Source organism: Streptomyces sp. NPDC054757 (assembly GCF_053612185.1).
In genome coordinates this window covers 84252-100747 of sequence record NZ_JBSHBW010000007.1, presented here as the reverse complement: position 1 = coordinate 100747, position 16496 = coordinate 84252, and the positions used below count along the sequence as shown (strand labels likewise).

Genomic DNA, 16496 nt, shown 5'->3' with positions numbered 1-16496 from the left:
CGACGGCGCCCGTACGGAGATCTGACGGTTCCGTGACGGACGGCGCCGCCTCGCCACCGCGCACCGGGCCGCCGCCTAGCGTGGGCCCGTGACAGCCCCCGCTCCCCTCACCCGGACATCCGCCGCCCCCGCGTCTCCCACGCGCCCCGGACGGCGTTCCGACGTCGTCGCCGCCATCGCCGGGGCGCTGCTCGTCGCCGTGGCCGCCGTCGTGGGCACCGTCGTCCAGAACACCGACGGCACCCTCCACGTGTCATGGCCGCCGCTGCTGGCCGAGTGGCTGCCGCATGTGGGGCCGGGCACTCCGGCGGCTCTCGCCGTCGCGGCCGTGGTGATCGTCCAGGGGCCGGTGCTCGCCGCCCGGCTGTCCTGGCGGACACTGACGTTGACGGTCTACGGGGCGTCGCTGGCCTGGATCTGGTCGCTGGCCCTGGTCGACGGCTGGCGGCGGGGCGTGGCGAACCGGCTCGTCAACAGGAACGAGTACCTCAGCGTCATCGACCGCTTCGCACACATCGGGCCGACGCTGCGGAGCTTCGACGAGCACATCCTGATCGGGCACCCGGGCAACTGGCCCGCCCATGTGGCCGGGCATCCGCCGGGCGCGACGCTGACCTTCGTCTGGCTGGACCGGATCGGCCTGGGCGGCGGTGGCTGGGCGGGCGTCTGGTGCATCACCGCCGGCGGATCGGCGGCGGTCGCCGTACTGGTCGCCCTCCGCGCCCTGGCCGGGGAGCGGACCGCGCGCCGGGCTGCGCCCTTCCTCGTCCTGGCCCCGGCCGCCGTCTGGATCGGGACATCGGCCGACGGCTACTTCGCCGCGGTCGCCGCCTGGGCGGTCGCCCTGCTCGCCCTGGCGGCCACCCGTACGGTCCGCTCCCCCGCGCTCGTCGCCCTGGCCTCCGGAGTGCTCTTCGGCTGGGCGCTCTATCTCTCGTACGGGCTGACGCTCTTCGCGGTACCGGCCCTCGCGGTGCTCCTCATCGCCCGTACCGCACGGCCGCTGGCGCCCGCGCTGGCCGGAGCCGCGCTGGTGGCACTCGTGTTCACGCTCGCGGGCTTCAACTGGTGGGAGGCGTACGGCCTGCTGGTGGAGCGCTACTACCAGGGGGTGGGCGGCGACCGGCCGCAGAGCTACTGGGTCTGGGGCAACCTGGCCTGCGCCGTGATCATCACCGGGACGGCGGCCGTGGCCGGACTGCGGCGGGCGGGGGCCGCGGCGCCGGGTGCGGTCCGCCGGTGGCGCGGGGCCCGGGACGAGGCAGCCGACCGGCTCGGGCTGCTGGTCCTGGCGGTGCTCATCGCGTTGCTCATCGCCGATCTGTCGGGCATGAGCAAGGCGGAGACGGAGCGCATCTGGATCCCGTTCGCGCTCTGGCTGCTGCCCGCGGCGGCGCTGCTCCCGGCCCGGGGCCGGCGCCGCTGGCTGGCACTCCAGGCGGCCCTCGCCCTGCTCGTCAACCATCTGCTGCTCACCACCTGGTGAGCCGCCCCACGACCTGGTGGGCACCGCCCGGCAATGCCCCGGCACCGCCCGGCGCCCCGCAGCTGGCTGACGCCCCCTCAGCCGGCTGACAGCCCCCGGAACGCGCCGAGGATCCGCTCGGCTGCCAGGGTCGGTGTCAACGTGCCGCCGCGCAGCTCCTGTTCGAGCAGCGGCGCGATCCGTCTGACCTCCGGATGCTCGTGGAGTTCCTTCAGCAGCCCCTCGCGCACCATCGTCCAGGCCCAGTCGACCTGCTGGTCACGCCGTTTGGCGGCCAGCCCGCCGGAGGAGTCCAGGACCTTGCGGTGCTGTTCGAGCCGCTCCCACACGGTGTCGAGCCCGAGCGACTCCCGGGCGCTGCAGCTGAGCACGGGCGGGGTCCACGCCGTATCGGACGGGTACATCAGCCGCAGCGCACCCGCCAGTTCACGGGCGGCGGAGCGCGCGTCGCGTTCGTGCGGGCCGTCCGCCTTGTTGACGGCGATGACGTCGGCCAGCTCCAGCACACCCTTCTTGATGCCCTGGAGCTGGTCGCCGGTGCGGGCCAGGGTGAGCAGCAGGAAGGAGTCCACCATCTTCGATACGGCGGTCTCGGACTGGCCGACACCGACGGTCTCCACCAGGACGACGTCGTAACCGGCCGCCTCCACGACGACCATGGCCTCCCGGGTGGCCCGGGCCACTCCGCCGAGGGTGCCCGCCGTCGGCGAGGGCCTGACGAAGGCGGCCGGGTCGACGGCCAGCCGCTCCATCCGGGTCTTGTCGCCCAGGATGGAGCCGCCGGTCCTGCTGGACGAGGGGTCGACGGCGAGCACCGCGACCCGGTGACCCAGCCCGGTGAGCAGGGTGCCGAAGGCGTCGATGAAGGTGGACTTCCCGACGCCGGGCACCCCGCTGATCCCGATCCGGCGCGCTCTCCCGGAGTGCGGGAGCAGCGCGGTCAGGAGCTGCTGGGCGAGGGCCCGGTGGTCCGCCCGGGAGGACTCCACCAGGGTGATGGCCCGTGCGACGGTGGCCCGTGACCCGTCGAGGACGCCCTGGGCATAGCGGTCCGGGTCGATGTGCGGTGCCATGGGCTGGGGCCTTTCGTTCGGGTCAGGCCGGACAAGGGAGCGGGGTCTGGCGCGTGCGGCTGCAAGGCGGAGGATTGAAGCAACGCGAAGGGGGTCCCCGTGCCAGACCCCGCGAGCCCGGCCTGACCCGAACGAGAGGCCCTACAACTCGTGGCCGAGTGCGGAGGCGAGCCGGACCACCAGGTCGTACGCCGCGTCCGGGATCACGGTGCCCGGCGGGAAGACGGCGGCGGCGCCCGCCTCGTGCAGGGCCGGGATGTCCGCGGGCGGGATGACCCCGCCGACGACGATCATGATGTCCTCCCGGCCCTCCGCCGCGAGCTCCTCCCGCAGTGCGGGGACGAGCGTGAGGTGTCCGGCGGCGAGCGAGGAGACACCGACGATGTGCGCGTCCGCCTCGACCGCCTGCCGTGCCACCTCGCCCGGTGTCTGGAAGAGCGGGCCGACGTCCACGTCGAAACCCAGGTCGGCGAAGGCGGTGGCGATCACCTTCTGGCCTCGGTCGTGGCCGTCCTGCCCCATCTTGGCGACGAGAATGCGCGGACGGCGCCCCTCGGCCTCGTCGAACGAGTCCACCAGCCGACGTGTGCGCTCCACGGACGGCGACTCCCCTGCCTCGGTCCTGTACACACCGGAGATCGTACGGATCTGTCCGGCGTGGCGCCCGTAGACCTTCTCCAGGGCATCGGAGATCTCACCGACGGTGGCCATCGCCCGCGCCGCGTCGACCGCGAGCGCCAGCAGATTGCCGTCCAGACCGGGTCCCGGTTCGCGGCCCGCGGCATCGGTCAGCGCCCGCAGCGCCTCCTGGCAGGCGTTCTCGTCGCGCTCCTCGCGCAGCCGCTTCAACTTGGCGACCTGCTGGGTGCGCACCGAGGAGTTGTCGACCTTGAGTACGTCGATCTCCTCGTCGGTCTCCACCCGGTACTTGTTGACGCCGACGACGGGCTGGCGTCCTGAGTCGATACGGGCCTGGGTGCGGGCCGCCGCCTCCTCCACCCGGAGTTTGGGGATGCCCGCGTCGATGGCCTGCGCCATCCCGCCGGCCGCCTCGACCTCCTCGATGTGCTGCCAGGCGCGCCGCGCCAGATCGTGGGTGAGCTTCTCGACGTACGCGCTGCCGCCCCACGGGTCGATGACCCGGCAGGTGCCCGACTCCTGCTGGAGCAGCAGCTGGGTGTTGCGGGCGATCCGGGCGGAGAAGTCGGTCGGCAGCGCCAGCGCCTCATCGAGTGCGTTGGTGTGCAGCGACTGGGTGTGGCCCTGGGTGGCGGCCATCGCCTCGACACAGGTGCGGGTCACGTTGTTGAAGACGTCCTGCGCGGTGAGCGACCAGCCGGAGGTCTGCGAATGAGTGCGCAGCGACAGGGACTTGGCGTTCTTGGGGTCGAACTGCCCGACCAGCCTGGCCCAGAGCAGCCGGGCCGCGCGCAGCTTCGCGATCTCCATGAAGAAGTTCATGCCGATCGCCCAGAAGAAGGAGAGCCGCGGCGCGAAGGAGTCGACGTCCATCCCGGCGGCGATCCCGGCCCGCAGGTACTCCACTCCGTCGGCCAGCGTGTAGGCCAGCTCCAGATCGGCCGTAGCACCGGCCTCCTGGATGTGGTAGCCGGAGATGGAGATGGAGTTGTAGCGCGGCATCTTCTGCGAGGTGTAGGCGAAGATGTCGGAGATGATCCGCATCGAGGGCTTCGGCGGATAGATGTAGGTGTTGCGGACCATGAACTCCTTGAGGATGTCGTTCTGGATGGTCCCGGCCAGCTTCTCCGGCGGTACGCCCTGCTCCTCGGCGGCGACGATGTAGAGCGCCAGTACGGGCAGTACCGCTCCGTTCATCGTCATGGAGACCGACATCTTGTCCAGCGGGATGCCGTCGAAGAGCTGACGCATGTCGTAGAGGGAGTCGATCGCGACACCCGCCATGCCGACATCGCCGGTGACGCGCGGGTGGTCGCTGTCGTAGCCGCGGTGCGTCGGCAGGTCGAAGGCGACCGAGAGGCCCTTCTGACCGGCCGCCAGATTACGGCGGTAGAAGGCGTTGGACTCCTCGGCGGTGGAGAATCCGGCGTACTGACGGATCGTCCAGGGCTGGTTGACGTACATCGTCGGATAGGGGCCGCGGAGGTACGGCGCGATCCCGGGGTAGGTGCCGAGGAAGTCGAGGCCCTCGGTGTCCTGGCCGGTGTAGAGGGGTTTGACCGGGATGCCCTCGGGGGTCTGCCACACCAGTTCGTCGACGCTGTGGCCGGTGGACTCCTTCACGGCCGCGCGCCACTGCTCGTCGGTCGCCCGGGCGGGGCCGGCGGGCCCCAGGTCGATCTCTGTGAAGTCCGGGATCTGCATTACGCCACTCCCATACGGTCGAGGACGGAGGTCAGCACGGCCACCACGTCTCCTCCGGCGAAGACGAACTCGTCCACACCGGAGGCCAGATACGCGTCCCGCCGCTCACCGGGGCGGCCGGCGAGGAACACCTGCCGCGCTCCGGCGTCCTTCAGCGCGGTGGCGGCGTCGGCCGCCTGTTCGGCGTAGACGGCGTCGCTCGAACAGACACAGGCCAGGGTGGTGCCTGCGTCGGCGAACGCCGCCGCGGCCGTGCCGGGGGCGCCCGGCACCGGTCCGTGCACCGGCTCGATGCCGCCCGCCTGGAAGAGGTTGGAGGCGAAGGTGGCCCGTGCGGTGTGCGCGGCGGCGGGGCCGAGTACGGCGAGGAACACCCGGGGGCGGGCACCGGTCGCCGCCAGATGGGCGTCCGAGCGGGCCCGCAGGGCTTCGAAGGCGTCGTCGCGGTGGACCACGGGAAGACCGCCGCCGGGGGCGGCGGGCACCGGGTCCCGGACGACGGCGCGCTCGTCGAGCAGCAGGAACTCGCTGACCCCGGTGATGGGCTCGCTCCGTACGGCCAGCTTCTCGCTGCGCCGCTCCCAGGTGGCCGCCAGCCGTCCGGCGATCAGCCCGGACCGCAGGGCCTGCTCCTGGCCCCCTCCGCCTTCGATCTCCTGGAACCACTCCCAGGCCGCCTGCGCCAGTTCACCGGTGAGCCGCTCCACGTACCAGGAGCCGCCCGCGGGGTCGATCACCCGTGCCAGGTGCGACTCCTCGACCAGGACGGTCGATGTGTTGCGGGCGATACGGCGGGCGAAGTCGTCGGGGAGGCCGAGCGTGTGGTCGAAGGGCAGCACCGTCACGGCGTCCGCGCCCCCGGTACCGGCCGCCAGACAGGCGACCGTCGTACGGAGCATGTTCACCCACGGGTCGCGCCGGGCCATCATGACCGGCGATGTCACCGCGTGCTGGTGCTGCGCCCCGGCCGCCGGAACGCCGCTCGCCTCGGCCACCCGGGCCCAGAGGCGGCGCGCCGCGCGCAGCTTGGCGATCGTCAGGAACTGGTCGGCGGTGGCCGCGTAACGGAATTCCAGCTGTCCGAAGGCGGCCGCGGTGTCGAGTCCGGCCGCGGTGAGCGCGCGCAGATACGCCACGGCGGTGGCCAGCGCGCACCCGAGTTCCTGGGCCGCCGATCCGCCTGCCGTGTGGTACGGCAGCGCGTCCACGACGACTGCCCGCAGCTGCGGATAGCGCTGGTGGCACAGCCCGGCCAGTGCGGCGGCCTGCGCGGTGTGCCCGGCGAGGCTCTCGTACTCTCCGGTCCGGGCCGCGTGGCCCAGCGGGTCCGCGCCGAGGGTGCCAAGCGCCGCCCCGGGGGCGACACCGCGCGCGTCGAAGAGCCGCAGCAACTCCCTTGCCGCGCTGTCGAATTCACCGCCCGCTTCGAGGACGACCGGGGCCAGGTCGAGATGGACCCCTTCGAGGGCGGTACCGAGACCGGTCACCGGTACACCGGCATCGCCCACGGTGAGCCATACGGAGGAGACACCGTTCTCCAGATCCGCGAGCACGGCCTCGTTGGTGCGCGCGGCGTCCGGCCTGCTGTGCCGCTGGCGTACGTCCCAGCCGCCGGTCACCCGGCCGGCCGGGGTACTGCCGCGGGTGAACGGGGCGAACCCCGGCAGCCCGGCCGGGGCCGTGGACGCGGTGGCCCCGCCGTCGCCGCCCTCCGGTGCGGTGTAGAGCGGCTGTACGACCAGACCGTCGTCCAGCTCGGTGGAGAGTGCTGTTTCCGCCGCCGTATCCGGGACATCCTTACCCGATTTGCGCAGCACACCTTCCACAAGGCGCTGCCACTGCTCATGGGTCGCATGCGGGAATCCGGCGGCCAGGGGGAACCCGTTGTCGGGCAGGACCGTCATGCTCAGATGCTAGGCGAGGGTGCCAGGTGTGCAGTTGAGAGAACCACTGTGACCTTGGACTCTCTCGCCCGTGCGGGAGCCCGGCACGGTCTGCGCCGTACCGGGCCCCTGGTCCGGACCGATGGCCCGGAGTCGCGCCGCTTCCGCTATGTCACGGCTGCTTTCGGCTACTTCACCCCCACTGCCCGGATGATCTCCTGCTTCACCGAGCCGCCCCGGTCGTCGGTGGCGGAGGCGCGCAGCGAGACATACCCGGCGTCCCTGGGCACCCGCAGCGAGCCCTTCCAGGCGGCTGACGCGCCGTGGACCGCGCTGAGCCCGACGGACTTCCAGGTCTTGCCGTCGTCGTAGGAGACCTCCAGCGTCCCCGACCGGATCTTGCCGGTGTCCGCGGCGCCCTTGACGTACTCGGCGCTGATGGAGACCGGCAGTGTCCGTCCGGCGCGGACGTTCCCCGCGAGGTCGGTGGCGACGCCGAAGCCCAGGTTGAGCAGGGGCAGATAGGTGGCGTGGTCCGCCGGGGTCTGCGCGGAGCGGAAGGTCCACTCGGAGTGGCCCTTCGTGGACAGCACCCAGGTGCCCGGGTCACGTGTCGTGTCGGTGACCACCTTGTACGTGGTCTCGGCCGGATCGGCGTCCCAGGCGTAGGCGCCCGAGCTGGTCTTGTGGTCGACCTGAACGCCGTTCGCGTACACATCGGTGGTCTGGGTCATGGAGTCGTCGTTCCAGACGTCCCCGAATCCGGTGTGGTCGGGGCCGGAGTCGCCCCAGCCCGGGGTGTTGAACTGGAGGTCGTTGCCGGTGCGCTGCTGACCCCAGCCGAGCCCGGTGCCGAGCCAGGGGTGCAGCACGGGCCTGAACCAGTCGAGCGGCCCGCGGCTGCCGCCCCGGTAGGTGACCAGACCGCTCCGCTCCTCCAGCGAGGACTCCGGTCCCGCGGTGACGGACTGCATCCAGGTCTGGCCCTTGCCGGTGCTGACGTAGTCGGTGCGCGTGGCCGGGTAGTGCATCCGCTCCGCGAATCCGAAACCGACCGGGAAGGTGCCGGTGACCGAGTAGCGGAACTCACCGCCGTCGACGGGCTTGGCGGCGTAGAACGTGGAGTCCAGTGTGGCGAGGTCCTTCTTGCCCGGCTTGTACGTCAGGTTCTTCGGTACCGCCCCCGGGTGGCCTTCGGAGAGGTCGTAGACATAGGGCGTGTACTGGGTTCCGGTGAGCTCGACCGTGCCGTGGCGGCGGGCGGTGGCGGCCAGCAGTGCGCCGTCCGCCGCGTTCACGGACGCCACCTGCAGCGGAGTGTCCGACCCGTCGTCCGCGCCGAACCAGGAGCTGAGCCGCCCCGGTGCGTCGTCCGTGACGAACAGCGAGACCGCTCCGGCCTGCTGTGCGGCGGCGGTGAGCTGCTGTGGGGTGACATCGGGCGTGGCACGGACCAGGACGGCCTTGCCGCGTACGTTCTTGCCCTGGTAATCAGCCGCGGTACCGGTCCCGAGATCGGCGATACCGGCCCGGTGCCGGCCTTCGAGGATGGTGGACCCGGCCTGTACGAGGGTGTCACCGAGCCGCTTTCCGCCCGCGACCGCCTCAAGGAGCGGCTTGCCGAGGCGCCAGACGGTGCGGTACTCGAAGGTCCCGTCGGTGACCTTCCTGGTGGGCGCGGCGAAGATGCTGTCGTACATGAGGGGCACCTGGACCGCTCCGCCGAAGTCCGCGCCGTTCGCCTTGCGGTCGAACTCCATCAGCAGCTGACGGGTCTGGGTGCGCCGGGGTACCTCCGCCTTGATCTGGTGCAACCGGCGGCCGTCGAGGGTGATCTCACGGTCGCGGTCCATGGAGATCTGCGGGTCGGTGAGGAAGCCCATCCCGAGCGAGTCCTTGCCCTTGGCCCCCCGTACGTCGAGGAAGGACGCCACCGAGTAGGTGCCGGGCTTCAGCCGCAGGGTGAGGGTGCCGGACTCGCCGACGGACGCGCTGTACGGGTCGGTCCCCTTGGCCAGTTCCTGTACGGCCAGGTCGGCGGCGGTGGGCGCGCCGTCCCGGTCCTTCACATGGACGGTGAGGGTGTACCGCTCCTCCTCCTTGACCAGGCCGAAGGCGGTGTGCGCGACGACTTTGCCGCCGGCGCTCGCGGTGATCTGCCCCGAGGTGTTGCCGACCGGTGCCTTCGCGCCGTCGCCCGTGACGGTGGTCTGCGCGGTGGAGTGCGCGGGCACGGTCAGGCTGGTGTCCTTGAGTTTCACGGTGCCTTCGGCGCCGCCCTCGGCGGCGAGCGCCAGGGTCACGGGGGTGTCCGAGGAGTTGGCGTAGGTCACCGTGCGGGTGACCGGCTTGTCGTCCTCGTAGGGCCATGAGTAGAAGCCGAGGTCGGCGCTGCCCGTGGCGGTGATGCTCGCGGTGGTGGCCGCCGGGACGTCGACGCGGCCCGCGCCCAGTGTGTACACCGGGTCGGGCAGCGTCTTGGACGTGGACATCAGCGCGTCCTTGAGCTGCTGTCCGGTCCAGTCGGGGTGCTTCTGGGCGAGCAGCGCGGCGACTCCCGCGACATGCGGGGTGGCCATCGAGGTGCCGCTCATGGTCTGGTACGGGCCACTGCCCTCGGCGTACTGCGAGCGGGCGGCGAGGATGTCCACACCGGGGGCCGACAGGTCGGGCTTGAGCGCGTTGTCCCCGAGCCGCGGCCCCTGGCTGGTGAAGTAGGCGGGCTGGTCGGCGGAGTCCACCGCGCCGATGGTGAGCGCCGAGTCGGCCGCGCCGGGCGAGCCGATGGAGGTGGGGGCCCCGGTGTTGCCCGCGGCGACCACGAACAGCGCGCCGGTGTCCTTGGAGAGGGTGTTGACCGCCTCCGCCATGGGGTCGCTGCCGTCACTGGCCTCCTGGGAGCCCAGGCTCATGCTGATGATCTTGGCGTGGATGTCCTTGGCGGCCCACTCCATGCCCGCGATGATCTCGGAGTCGGTGCCGGAGCCCTCGTCGGAGAGCACCTTGCCGACGGCCAGGTCGGCGTCGGGGGCGACGCCCTTCTCCTTGCCGTCGGAGGCGGCGCCGCTGCCGCCCACGGTCGATGTGGTGTGGGTTCCGTGGCCGTTGCGGTCGGTGGTCTCCTCACCCGCGATGAAGGACTTGGACGCGCTGATCCGGCCCTTGAGGTCGGGGTGGTCGGAGTCCACCCCGGTGTCGAGGACGGCGACCTTGACGCCCTTGCCGGTGAGTCCGGCCTGCCAGGCGGCGGGGGTGCCGATCTGCGCGTTGCTCTCGGCCATGTCGGCCTTGACCCGGCCGTCGAGCCAGACCTTCCCGACGCCGTCGCCGAAGGAACGGGCCTGCCGGGTACGGGAGTCGGTGATCGACTTCCAGAAGGTGCCGGAAGCGGCGGCCCGTACCGCGGCGCCGCCCACGCTGGGCAGGGACCGGACGGTCGTGGCGCCGTGCGGTGCGGCGCTGCGGGCGCCCTTGCCGTACGTGACGATGAGCGGCAGCCCGGCGGCCTTTCCGGTGCCGAGCCCCTGCTCGATGAGGCCGGTGACGTCGAACAGCCGCTTGTCGAGGACGCCCGAGCGGAGATAGGGCAGGGCCTCGTCGGGCAGCACGGTGATCCGCCCGTTGGACGTCTGGCTGCGGACGGCTCCGCTCGCACCCTTCGGGCGCTCGACGGTTACCGTGCTGTGGCCGCCGCCGATGTCGGTGACGGTCACCCGGTCGCCGGTGATCAGCGTGACGGCGTGGGTGGCGTGAGCGGTGGCGGACGGCGCGGTGCGGGACGGCGCGGGGGTCTTGCCCGCCCCTGTCGCCGCGAGCGCCTGCCCTGCCGGGAGCAGTACGAGCGCGAGTCCGGCGGAGAGCCATCCGGCTCTTCGCCACGCAGGTGCTCTGGTCATGGTGCCCCTCTCTCCGGGGCCCGGCCTGAAGGGGGTCGCGCCGGGCACTGCGAAGAGTCTCGGGGCGCTCGCGGCGGCCGTGGGGTGAAAGGGCTGGCGGATAGGTGCCATGGCGGTTAACTGCCAGCGGCCGACGTGCGGGCAGGTCAGTGGCGGACCGGGGCTGGGGCGGGTGCGGGCCGGGGGCGCGCTGTGGGCCAGGGACCGGGCAGCGGGCCGGGAACGGTCGGCCGGCGGGGGACCCGGCAGCGGGCCGGGGCGGGCTGTGGGACAGAAACCGACTACGAGCCAGGGACCGGCCAAGCAAGGACCGGTGGCGGGTCAGGGATCCGGCGGCGGGTCGAACGATCCGTGCCGGCCCGCGCCCGCGGCGAACTCGTCCGCTCCTCGCCGGGCCCGGGTGAGGGAGACCAGGCCGTGCCGCAGTTCGCCCGCCAGTGCGTCGGCCTCGGAGAGACCGCCCTGCTCCAGCAGGGCGAGGCGGTCCTCCCGCAGACACATCTGAGGGAACGCCGCGATGGACACGGCGAGTTCCTCGGCGGCCGCCCGCGCCGTACCTGCGGGGACCACCCGGTTGGCCAGCCCGATCGCGAGCGCCTCCGCGGCATCGACCGGGCGGCCGGTCAGGACGAGGTCCATCGCCCGGCTCTCACCGATGAGGCGCGGCAGCCGTACGGTCCCGCCGTCGATCAGCGGAACGCCCCAGCGGCGGCAGAACACCCCGAACACCGCGTCCTCATCGGCCACCCGCAGATCGCACCAGAGCGCGAGTTCGAGCCCTCCGGCCACCGCGTGACCGGAGACGGCGGCGATCACCGGCTTGCCGAGTCGCATCCGGGTGGGGCCCATCGGGCCGTCCCCCGCGCCGACGGTCGCCGTGACGGTGTTGCCGCGCGGGGTGCCGATGGCCTTCAGGTCGGCGCCCGCGCAGAAGGTGCCTCCTTCACCCCAGAGCACGGCCACAGAGGCGTCCGGGTCGGCGTCGAACGCACGGAAGGCATCGGCGAGAGCGCGGGCGGTCGGGCCGTCGACGGCGTTGCGCGCCTCGGGCCGTGCGAGCACCACGGTGGTGACGGGGCCGTTGCGTTCGATGCGTACGGTCATCCGGGCAGCACTCCTCCATCGCGGCCGGGGCAGGCCCGGACCGGACAGGGCGGGCCGGGTCTCCTCCGGGCGAGCAGCTCTAGCACGGTGACCGGCGGGCCCACAAGCGCGGGCCCACAAGCGCCTGCCCACAGGCGGAGTTGCGGCCACCGGGGCCGGCCGTCCAGAACCGCGGGCGGCCGTGCAGACCCCTTGGCCCGGGGCACCGGGTGCCGGAGACTGAGCCGATGACTCAGCGCGTGGAACTCGCTACCGTGATGGACCGCCTGGACATCGACGACCTGATCACCGGTTACGCGGCAGCCGTGGACGACGGCCAATGGGACGACTACCGGGCCCTGTTCGCCCCGGACGGCCGGGCCGACTACCGCTCGGCCGGCGGGGTGGAAGGGCCCGCGGCGGAGGTAGCCGACTGGCTGGCGGAGACGATGCGGCTCTTCCCGGTACGCCAGCACCTGATCGTCAACCGGCGGCTGCGGCTCCAGGACCTGGGCGGCTACCCGGGAGACCGGGCGGAGCTGCGGGCCGACTACCTCAACCCGATGCGGCTCCAGTCCCTGCCGTCCCAGCCGGCCCAAGGTGCCGGTGAGGCCGGGGCGGGTGGTTCCGGCGAGGGCGACGCACCGGCCGCGCCCAACTTCGTCTCCGCCGGCCGCTACGCCTTCAGCCTGGTGAGGACCGAGCCCGGGTGGCGGCTGCTCCGGGTCGTCGTGCAGGAGAAGTGGCGGCGCGTTCCGGGCGCGCCGGGCGACGCCTGATACGCCGTACGGGTGGGGCGCACTGTCGGCAACCGTTCCACTCCCCCACACTGTGGGAAACGACAACTCGGCGGAGACCATCCGCACGAGGCTGCTCACGGGGCGGGAGCGAGGAGGCGCTGGATGCGGATCCCCCTGGAGCGACTGCGCGGGGCCGGCCTCTCGCCCTGGTGGCGCGGCGCCGCGGCGCTGCTGGCCGGGGCTCTTCCGGCGCTCGCCTTCCCGGCGCCGTCCCTCTGGTGGTTCGCCTATGTGGCCCTGGTGCCCTGGATGCTGCTGGCACGCGGGGCGCCCACGGGGCGGCGGGCCGCGCTGGACGGCTGGCTCGGCGGCACCGGGTTCATGATCTCCGTACACCACTGGCTGATTCCCAGCCTGAATGTCTTCATCGTGGTCCTCGCGGCGCTGCTCGGGCTGCTCTGGGCGCCCTGGGGGTGGCTGGTCCGCTGGATGCTGGGCGGGGCCGCGGGCGCCGCGCGGGTGGCGGCGGCGCTGCTCGTGGTCCCCTCCGGCTGGCTGATGGTGGAACTGGTGAGGTCGTGGCAGGGACTCGGCGGCCCCTGGGGCCTGCTCGGCTCCAGCCAGTGGCAGGTCGCTCCGGCGCTGCGGCTCGCGTCGGTGGGCGGGGTCTGGCTGGTGAGCCTCCTCGTGGTGGCGGTCAACACCGGGGCCGTGGCGCTGCTCGTGGTCGACTCCGCGCGTACGACGGCGGTGGCGGGGGTGCTGGCCTGCGCCGTCCTCACCGGGGCGGTCTGGCTGTGGGCGCCGCGCCCCGAAACGGGCGGCGGGACCCGGGTCGCGGTCGTCCAGCCGGGGGTCGTACCCGGCGTCGATGCCCGGTTCGACCGCAGCGAGGCCCTGACAAGGCAGCTGGCGGGCCGTCATGTCGACCTGGTGGTGTGGGGTGAGAGCAGCGTCGTACACGATCTGACGGCCCGCCCGGACCTGACGGCGCGTATCGCCCGGCTGTCCCGGCAGACCGGCGCGGACATCCTGGTCAATGTGGATGCCAGACGGTCCGACGCCCCGGGCATCTACAAGAGCTCCGTACTCGTCGGGCCCAAGGGGCTGACCGGCGACCGCTACGACAAGATGCGGCTGGTCCCGTTCGGCGAGTACATCCCGGCACGTTCACTGCTCGGCTGGGCGACATCGGTGGGCCGGGCCGCGGGCGAGGACCGCAGACAGGGCACGCACCAGGTCGTCATGAAGCTGCCCGGCGGACTCCGGGTGGGGCCGCTGATCTGTTTCGAGACGGCGTTCCCCGACATGAGCAGGCAGCTGACGAAGGACGGCTCGCAGCTCCTCGTCGCCCAGTCGTCCACCTCGTCCTTCCAGCACAGCTGGGCCCCCGAGCAGCATGCGTCGCTGGCGGCGCTGCGGGCGGCCGAGAGCGGCCGCCCGGTGGTGCACGCGACGCTCACCGGGGTGAGCGCGGTGTACGGCCCTGGGGGCGACCGGGTGGGCCCGTGGCTGGGGACCGGCCGCAGTACGGCGCAGCTGTACGACATCCCGCTGGCCCACGGCACGACGCTCTACGTCCGGTTCGGTGACTGGCCGGTCCACGGCGCGCTGGCCGTCCTCGCCGTGCTGTGCGCGGTCGAGGGGCTGCGCTCGGTCAGGCGGCCTGCTCCTGAGCCCGCAGGACCACACGCTCACAGAGTTCATGGGTCAGCAGGGCGTCCCTGGCGCTGAGCAGCCTGCCGGCCGCCACCGCATCGAGGAAGCCCCGTACGGACTGCTCGATACCGCGCTGGCGGGCCACCGGGACCCAGTCGCCGCGCCGGCGGATGGTCGGTTGCCCCTTGTGATCGATGATCTCCGCGAGATTGACGACCTGTCGCTTGGCGCCGCCGCCCGAGACTTCGAGGATCTCCTCGGTGGAGCCGCTCAGCCGGTTCATCGAGCCGATCGCGGAGAAGCCGTCACCGGAGAGGTGGAGCACCACATGGTGCATCAGCCCTTCGCGGATCCGGGCCCGTACGTCGATGTGCTCGACGGGGCCCGGTGCGAGGAAGCGCAGGGTGTCGACGACGTGGATGAAGTCGTCGAGGACCAGGGTGCGCGGGTCCTCCGCGAGGTCCGTCCGGTTCTTCTGCATCAGGATCAGATCGCGGGGCTGTTCTGCGCACTGGGCGTAACCCGGCGCCAGCCGCCGGTTGAAGCCGACGGCGAGGCTCACGCCACGGTCTTCGGCGAGGTCCACCAGCCGCTCGGAATCGGCGAGTTCGTAGGCGAGCGGCTTGTCGACACAGGTCGGCACACCCGCTTCCAGCAGCCGGCTCGCGATCTCGGGGTGCACGGCGGTCGGGGCGTGGACGAACGCGGCGTCCAGCCCCTGAGCCAGCAGGGAGTCCAGGTCCCGGTGACAGCGGTCCGCCGGGATGTGGAAGGTCTCGGCGGTACGGGTGAGGGTGGCCGGGGTCCGGGTCTGGAGGTGCAGTTCGACCCCGGGCAGGGCCGTCAGTACCGGCAGATACGCCTTCTGTGCGATGTCCCCGAGCCCAATGCAGCCGACCTTCACAGGGGCCTCCCCAACCGTGTCTCGCTCGTATGCCGATGCCGTCGGGCCGGCTGATCCAGCCGACCTGGTCGATGTGTCCGTCTGTCGATACGCCGCTCAGCCGACCGGTCGTGGACCGGCCTGCCAGGCCCGGGTGCGACCCCGGTGCCGTGCGCCTGGGCAGCATACGTGTGCCGGTCCCGCATGCCGTCGGGGCATGTACGGGGCATGGATACCGGGGCCCGGATATCGCGTGGCGGGGCCGCCGGTCCGTGGGTGATGATGCTCCGCATGACGACACCCGAACGCCAGGAACCCTCCCTCACGGCCGACGAACGCACCATGCTGGAAGGGTGGCTCGACTACCACCGCGCGACGCTGGCCGTCAAATGCGCGGGCCTGGACGACAAGCAGTTGCGCCAGGCCTCCGTGCCTCCGTCGGAGCTGTCCCTGCTCGGGCTCGTACGGCATATGGTCGAGGTGGAACGGGGCTGGTTCCGCGAGGTGCTGGCGGGTGAGGACACCCCGCCCCTCTACTTCAGCGAGGAGGACCCGGACGGGGAGTTCCATCTCACCGACGCGGACACCTGGGACGAGGCGTACGGCACCTGGCAGCGGGAGATCGCCCACGCCCGTGAGGTGGCGGCCGGCTACTCGCTGGACGACCTCTCGAAGGGGCGCGGCCGACAGGGCGAACCCTTCAGCCTGCGGTGGATCTACACCCATATGATCGAGGAGTACGCGCGCCACAACGGGCACGCGGATCTGCTCCGCGAATGCATCGACGGCGTCACCGGCGACTAGCCCCACTCACCCGTGCGGGGTCAATCTCCGCTTCCGGTACGCAGAACAGCTCCTGTGGGCAGCAGAGTTGGACGGGTGCACTCCACGAAGATCGTCGCCCTGGCCCTGCTGGCGGCAGCCGTCTCGGCCGCCTCGGGATGCGTAGCCGTCCCTCCGGAGCGGGCACCGGCACCCGGGCAGTCCAGGACGCCCGGCCACCATGCGCAGCGCACCGGCCCGCAGATCGTGCAGAGCCCCCCGGTCGAGGCGCTGGAGACCGTATCCCCCCGGCCGGGGGCGGGGAGCGGTGCCGGGAGCCGGGACGCGGCTCCGGCCGCACACCGTCCGTCCGGCGAAGCCGGGCCCGGAAGCGGGACGGAGCGGGACGCGGGCCCCGCACCGGTCCGCCGTGCGGTCCGGCCCGCACGCCCCCGTGCGGCACAGCCCGGAAGCGGGCACCCCGACCGGCCGCTCCCGCGGCGGCATCCGGAGCGGGCGGGTCACCCGTCCGGCCACCCGGCGGGCGTCTGCGCGCTCGGCGAAGGCTACGGAGGCTGGCCGGCGGACAGCCCGCAGGCCCGGATCTGCCGCCAGACGTACGGCCGGTGACTCCTGCCCCTCCGTACGTCCGGTGACCCCTGCCCCTTCCGTACGGCCGGTGACCCCT

Annotated in this window: 11 protein-coding genes; 5 read left to right on the top strand and 6 right to left on the bottom strand. The window is 72.4% G+C overall.

The features are described 5' to 3' along the window. Nucleotides 1–88 precede the first annotated feature (88 nt). Nucleotides 89–1486, top strand: a complete 1398-nt coding sequence (locus ACWGKJ_RS12165) for a hypothetical protein (RefSeq protein ID WP_385023069.1) — start codon at nt 89–91, stop codon at nt 1484–1486. Nucleotides 1487–1563: 77 nt separating this feature from the next. Here ACWGKJ_RS12165 and meaB read toward each other — a convergent pair whose 3' ends face one another. The 5 genes from meaB to ACWGKJ_RS12140 form a co-directional block, all read right to left on the bottom strand. After that, complete coding sequence (gene meaB, locus ACWGKJ_RS12160; protein WP_385023071.1) at nt 1564–2559, bottom strand: methylmalonyl Co-A mutase-associated GTPase MeaB; 996 nt, start codon at nt 2557–2559, stop codon at nt 1564–1566. A gap of 141 nt (nt 2560–2700) precedes the next feature. After that, nucleotides 2701–4902 carry a methylmalonyl-CoA mutase gene (scpA, locus tag ACWGKJ_RS12155; RefSeq protein ID WP_385023073.1) on the bottom strand — a complete coding sequence of 734 codons (2202 nt, stop codon included), beginning with the start codon at nt 4900–4902 and terminating at the stop codon, nt 2701–2703. Further along, on the bottom strand, nt 4902–6806 hold the full coding sequence (locus ACWGKJ_RS12150; protein ID WP_385023075.1) for a methylmalonyl-CoA mutase family protein: 1905 nt from the start codon (nt 6804–6806) through the stop codon (nt 4902–4904). Before ACWGKJ_RS12150 ends, scpA begins: the two co-directional genes overlap by 1 nt. A 167-nt stretch (nt 6807–6973) precedes the next feature. Beyond that, nucleotides 6974–10681 carry a S8 family serine peptidase gene (locus ACWGKJ_RS12145; protein WP_385023076.1) on the bottom strand — a complete coding sequence of 1236 codons (3708 nt, stop codon included), beginning with the start codon at nt 10679–10681 and terminating at the stop codon, nt 6974–6976. Nucleotides 10682–11002: 321 nt separating this feature from the next. Continuing rightward, nucleotides 11003–11785 carry a crotonase/enoyl-CoA hydratase family protein gene (locus ACWGKJ_RS12140; protein ID WP_385023078.1) on the bottom strand — a complete coding sequence of 261 codons (783 nt, stop codon included), beginning with the start codon at nt 11783–11785 and terminating at the stop codon, nt 11003–11005. Nucleotides 11786–12012: 227 nt separating this feature from the next. On the opposite strand from ACWGKJ_RS12140, the gene ACWGKJ_RS12135 reads away from it, so the two are divergent. Next, on the top strand, nt 12013–12543 hold the full coding sequence (locus ACWGKJ_RS12135; RefSeq protein WP_385023080.1) for a nuclear transport factor 2 family protein: 531 nt from the start codon (nt 12013–12015) through the stop codon (nt 12541–12543). A 123-nt stretch (nt 12544–12666) separates the two neighbouring features. After that, nucleotides 12667–14238: an apolipoprotein N-acyltransferase gene (lnt, locus tag ACWGKJ_RS12130; RefSeq protein WP_385023082.1), complete on the top strand. Its 1572-nt coding sequence runs from the start codon at nt 12667–12669 to the stop codon at nt 14236–14238. Here lnt and ACWGKJ_RS12125 read toward each other — a convergent pair. After that, nucleotides 14162–15067, bottom strand: a complete 906-nt coding sequence (locus ACWGKJ_RS12125) for a Gfo/Idh/MocA family protein (protein ID WP_385023084.1) — start codon at nt 15065–15067, stop codon at nt 14162–14164. The genes lnt and ACWGKJ_RS12125 overlap by 77 nt on opposite strands. 270 nt (nt 15068–15337) lie before the next feature. Between ACWGKJ_RS12125 and ACWGKJ_RS12120 the strand changes: the two genes are divergently transcribed. Both ACWGKJ_RS12120 and ACWGKJ_RS12115 read left to right on the top strand, forming a co-directional pair. After that, nucleotides 15338–15850 carry a DinB family protein gene (locus ACWGKJ_RS12120; RefSeq protein WP_385023086.1) on the top strand — a complete coding sequence of 171 codons (513 nt, stop codon included), beginning with the start codon at nt 15338–15340 and terminating at the stop codon, nt 15848–15850. A gap of 75 nt (nt 15851–15925) precedes the next feature. Then, nucleotides 15926–16438, top strand: coding sequence for a hypothetical protein (locus ACWGKJ_RS12115; protein WP_385023088.1), 513 nt, complete (start codon nt 15926–15928; stop codon nt 16436–16438). Nucleotides 16439–16496: the final 58 nt, after the last annotated feature.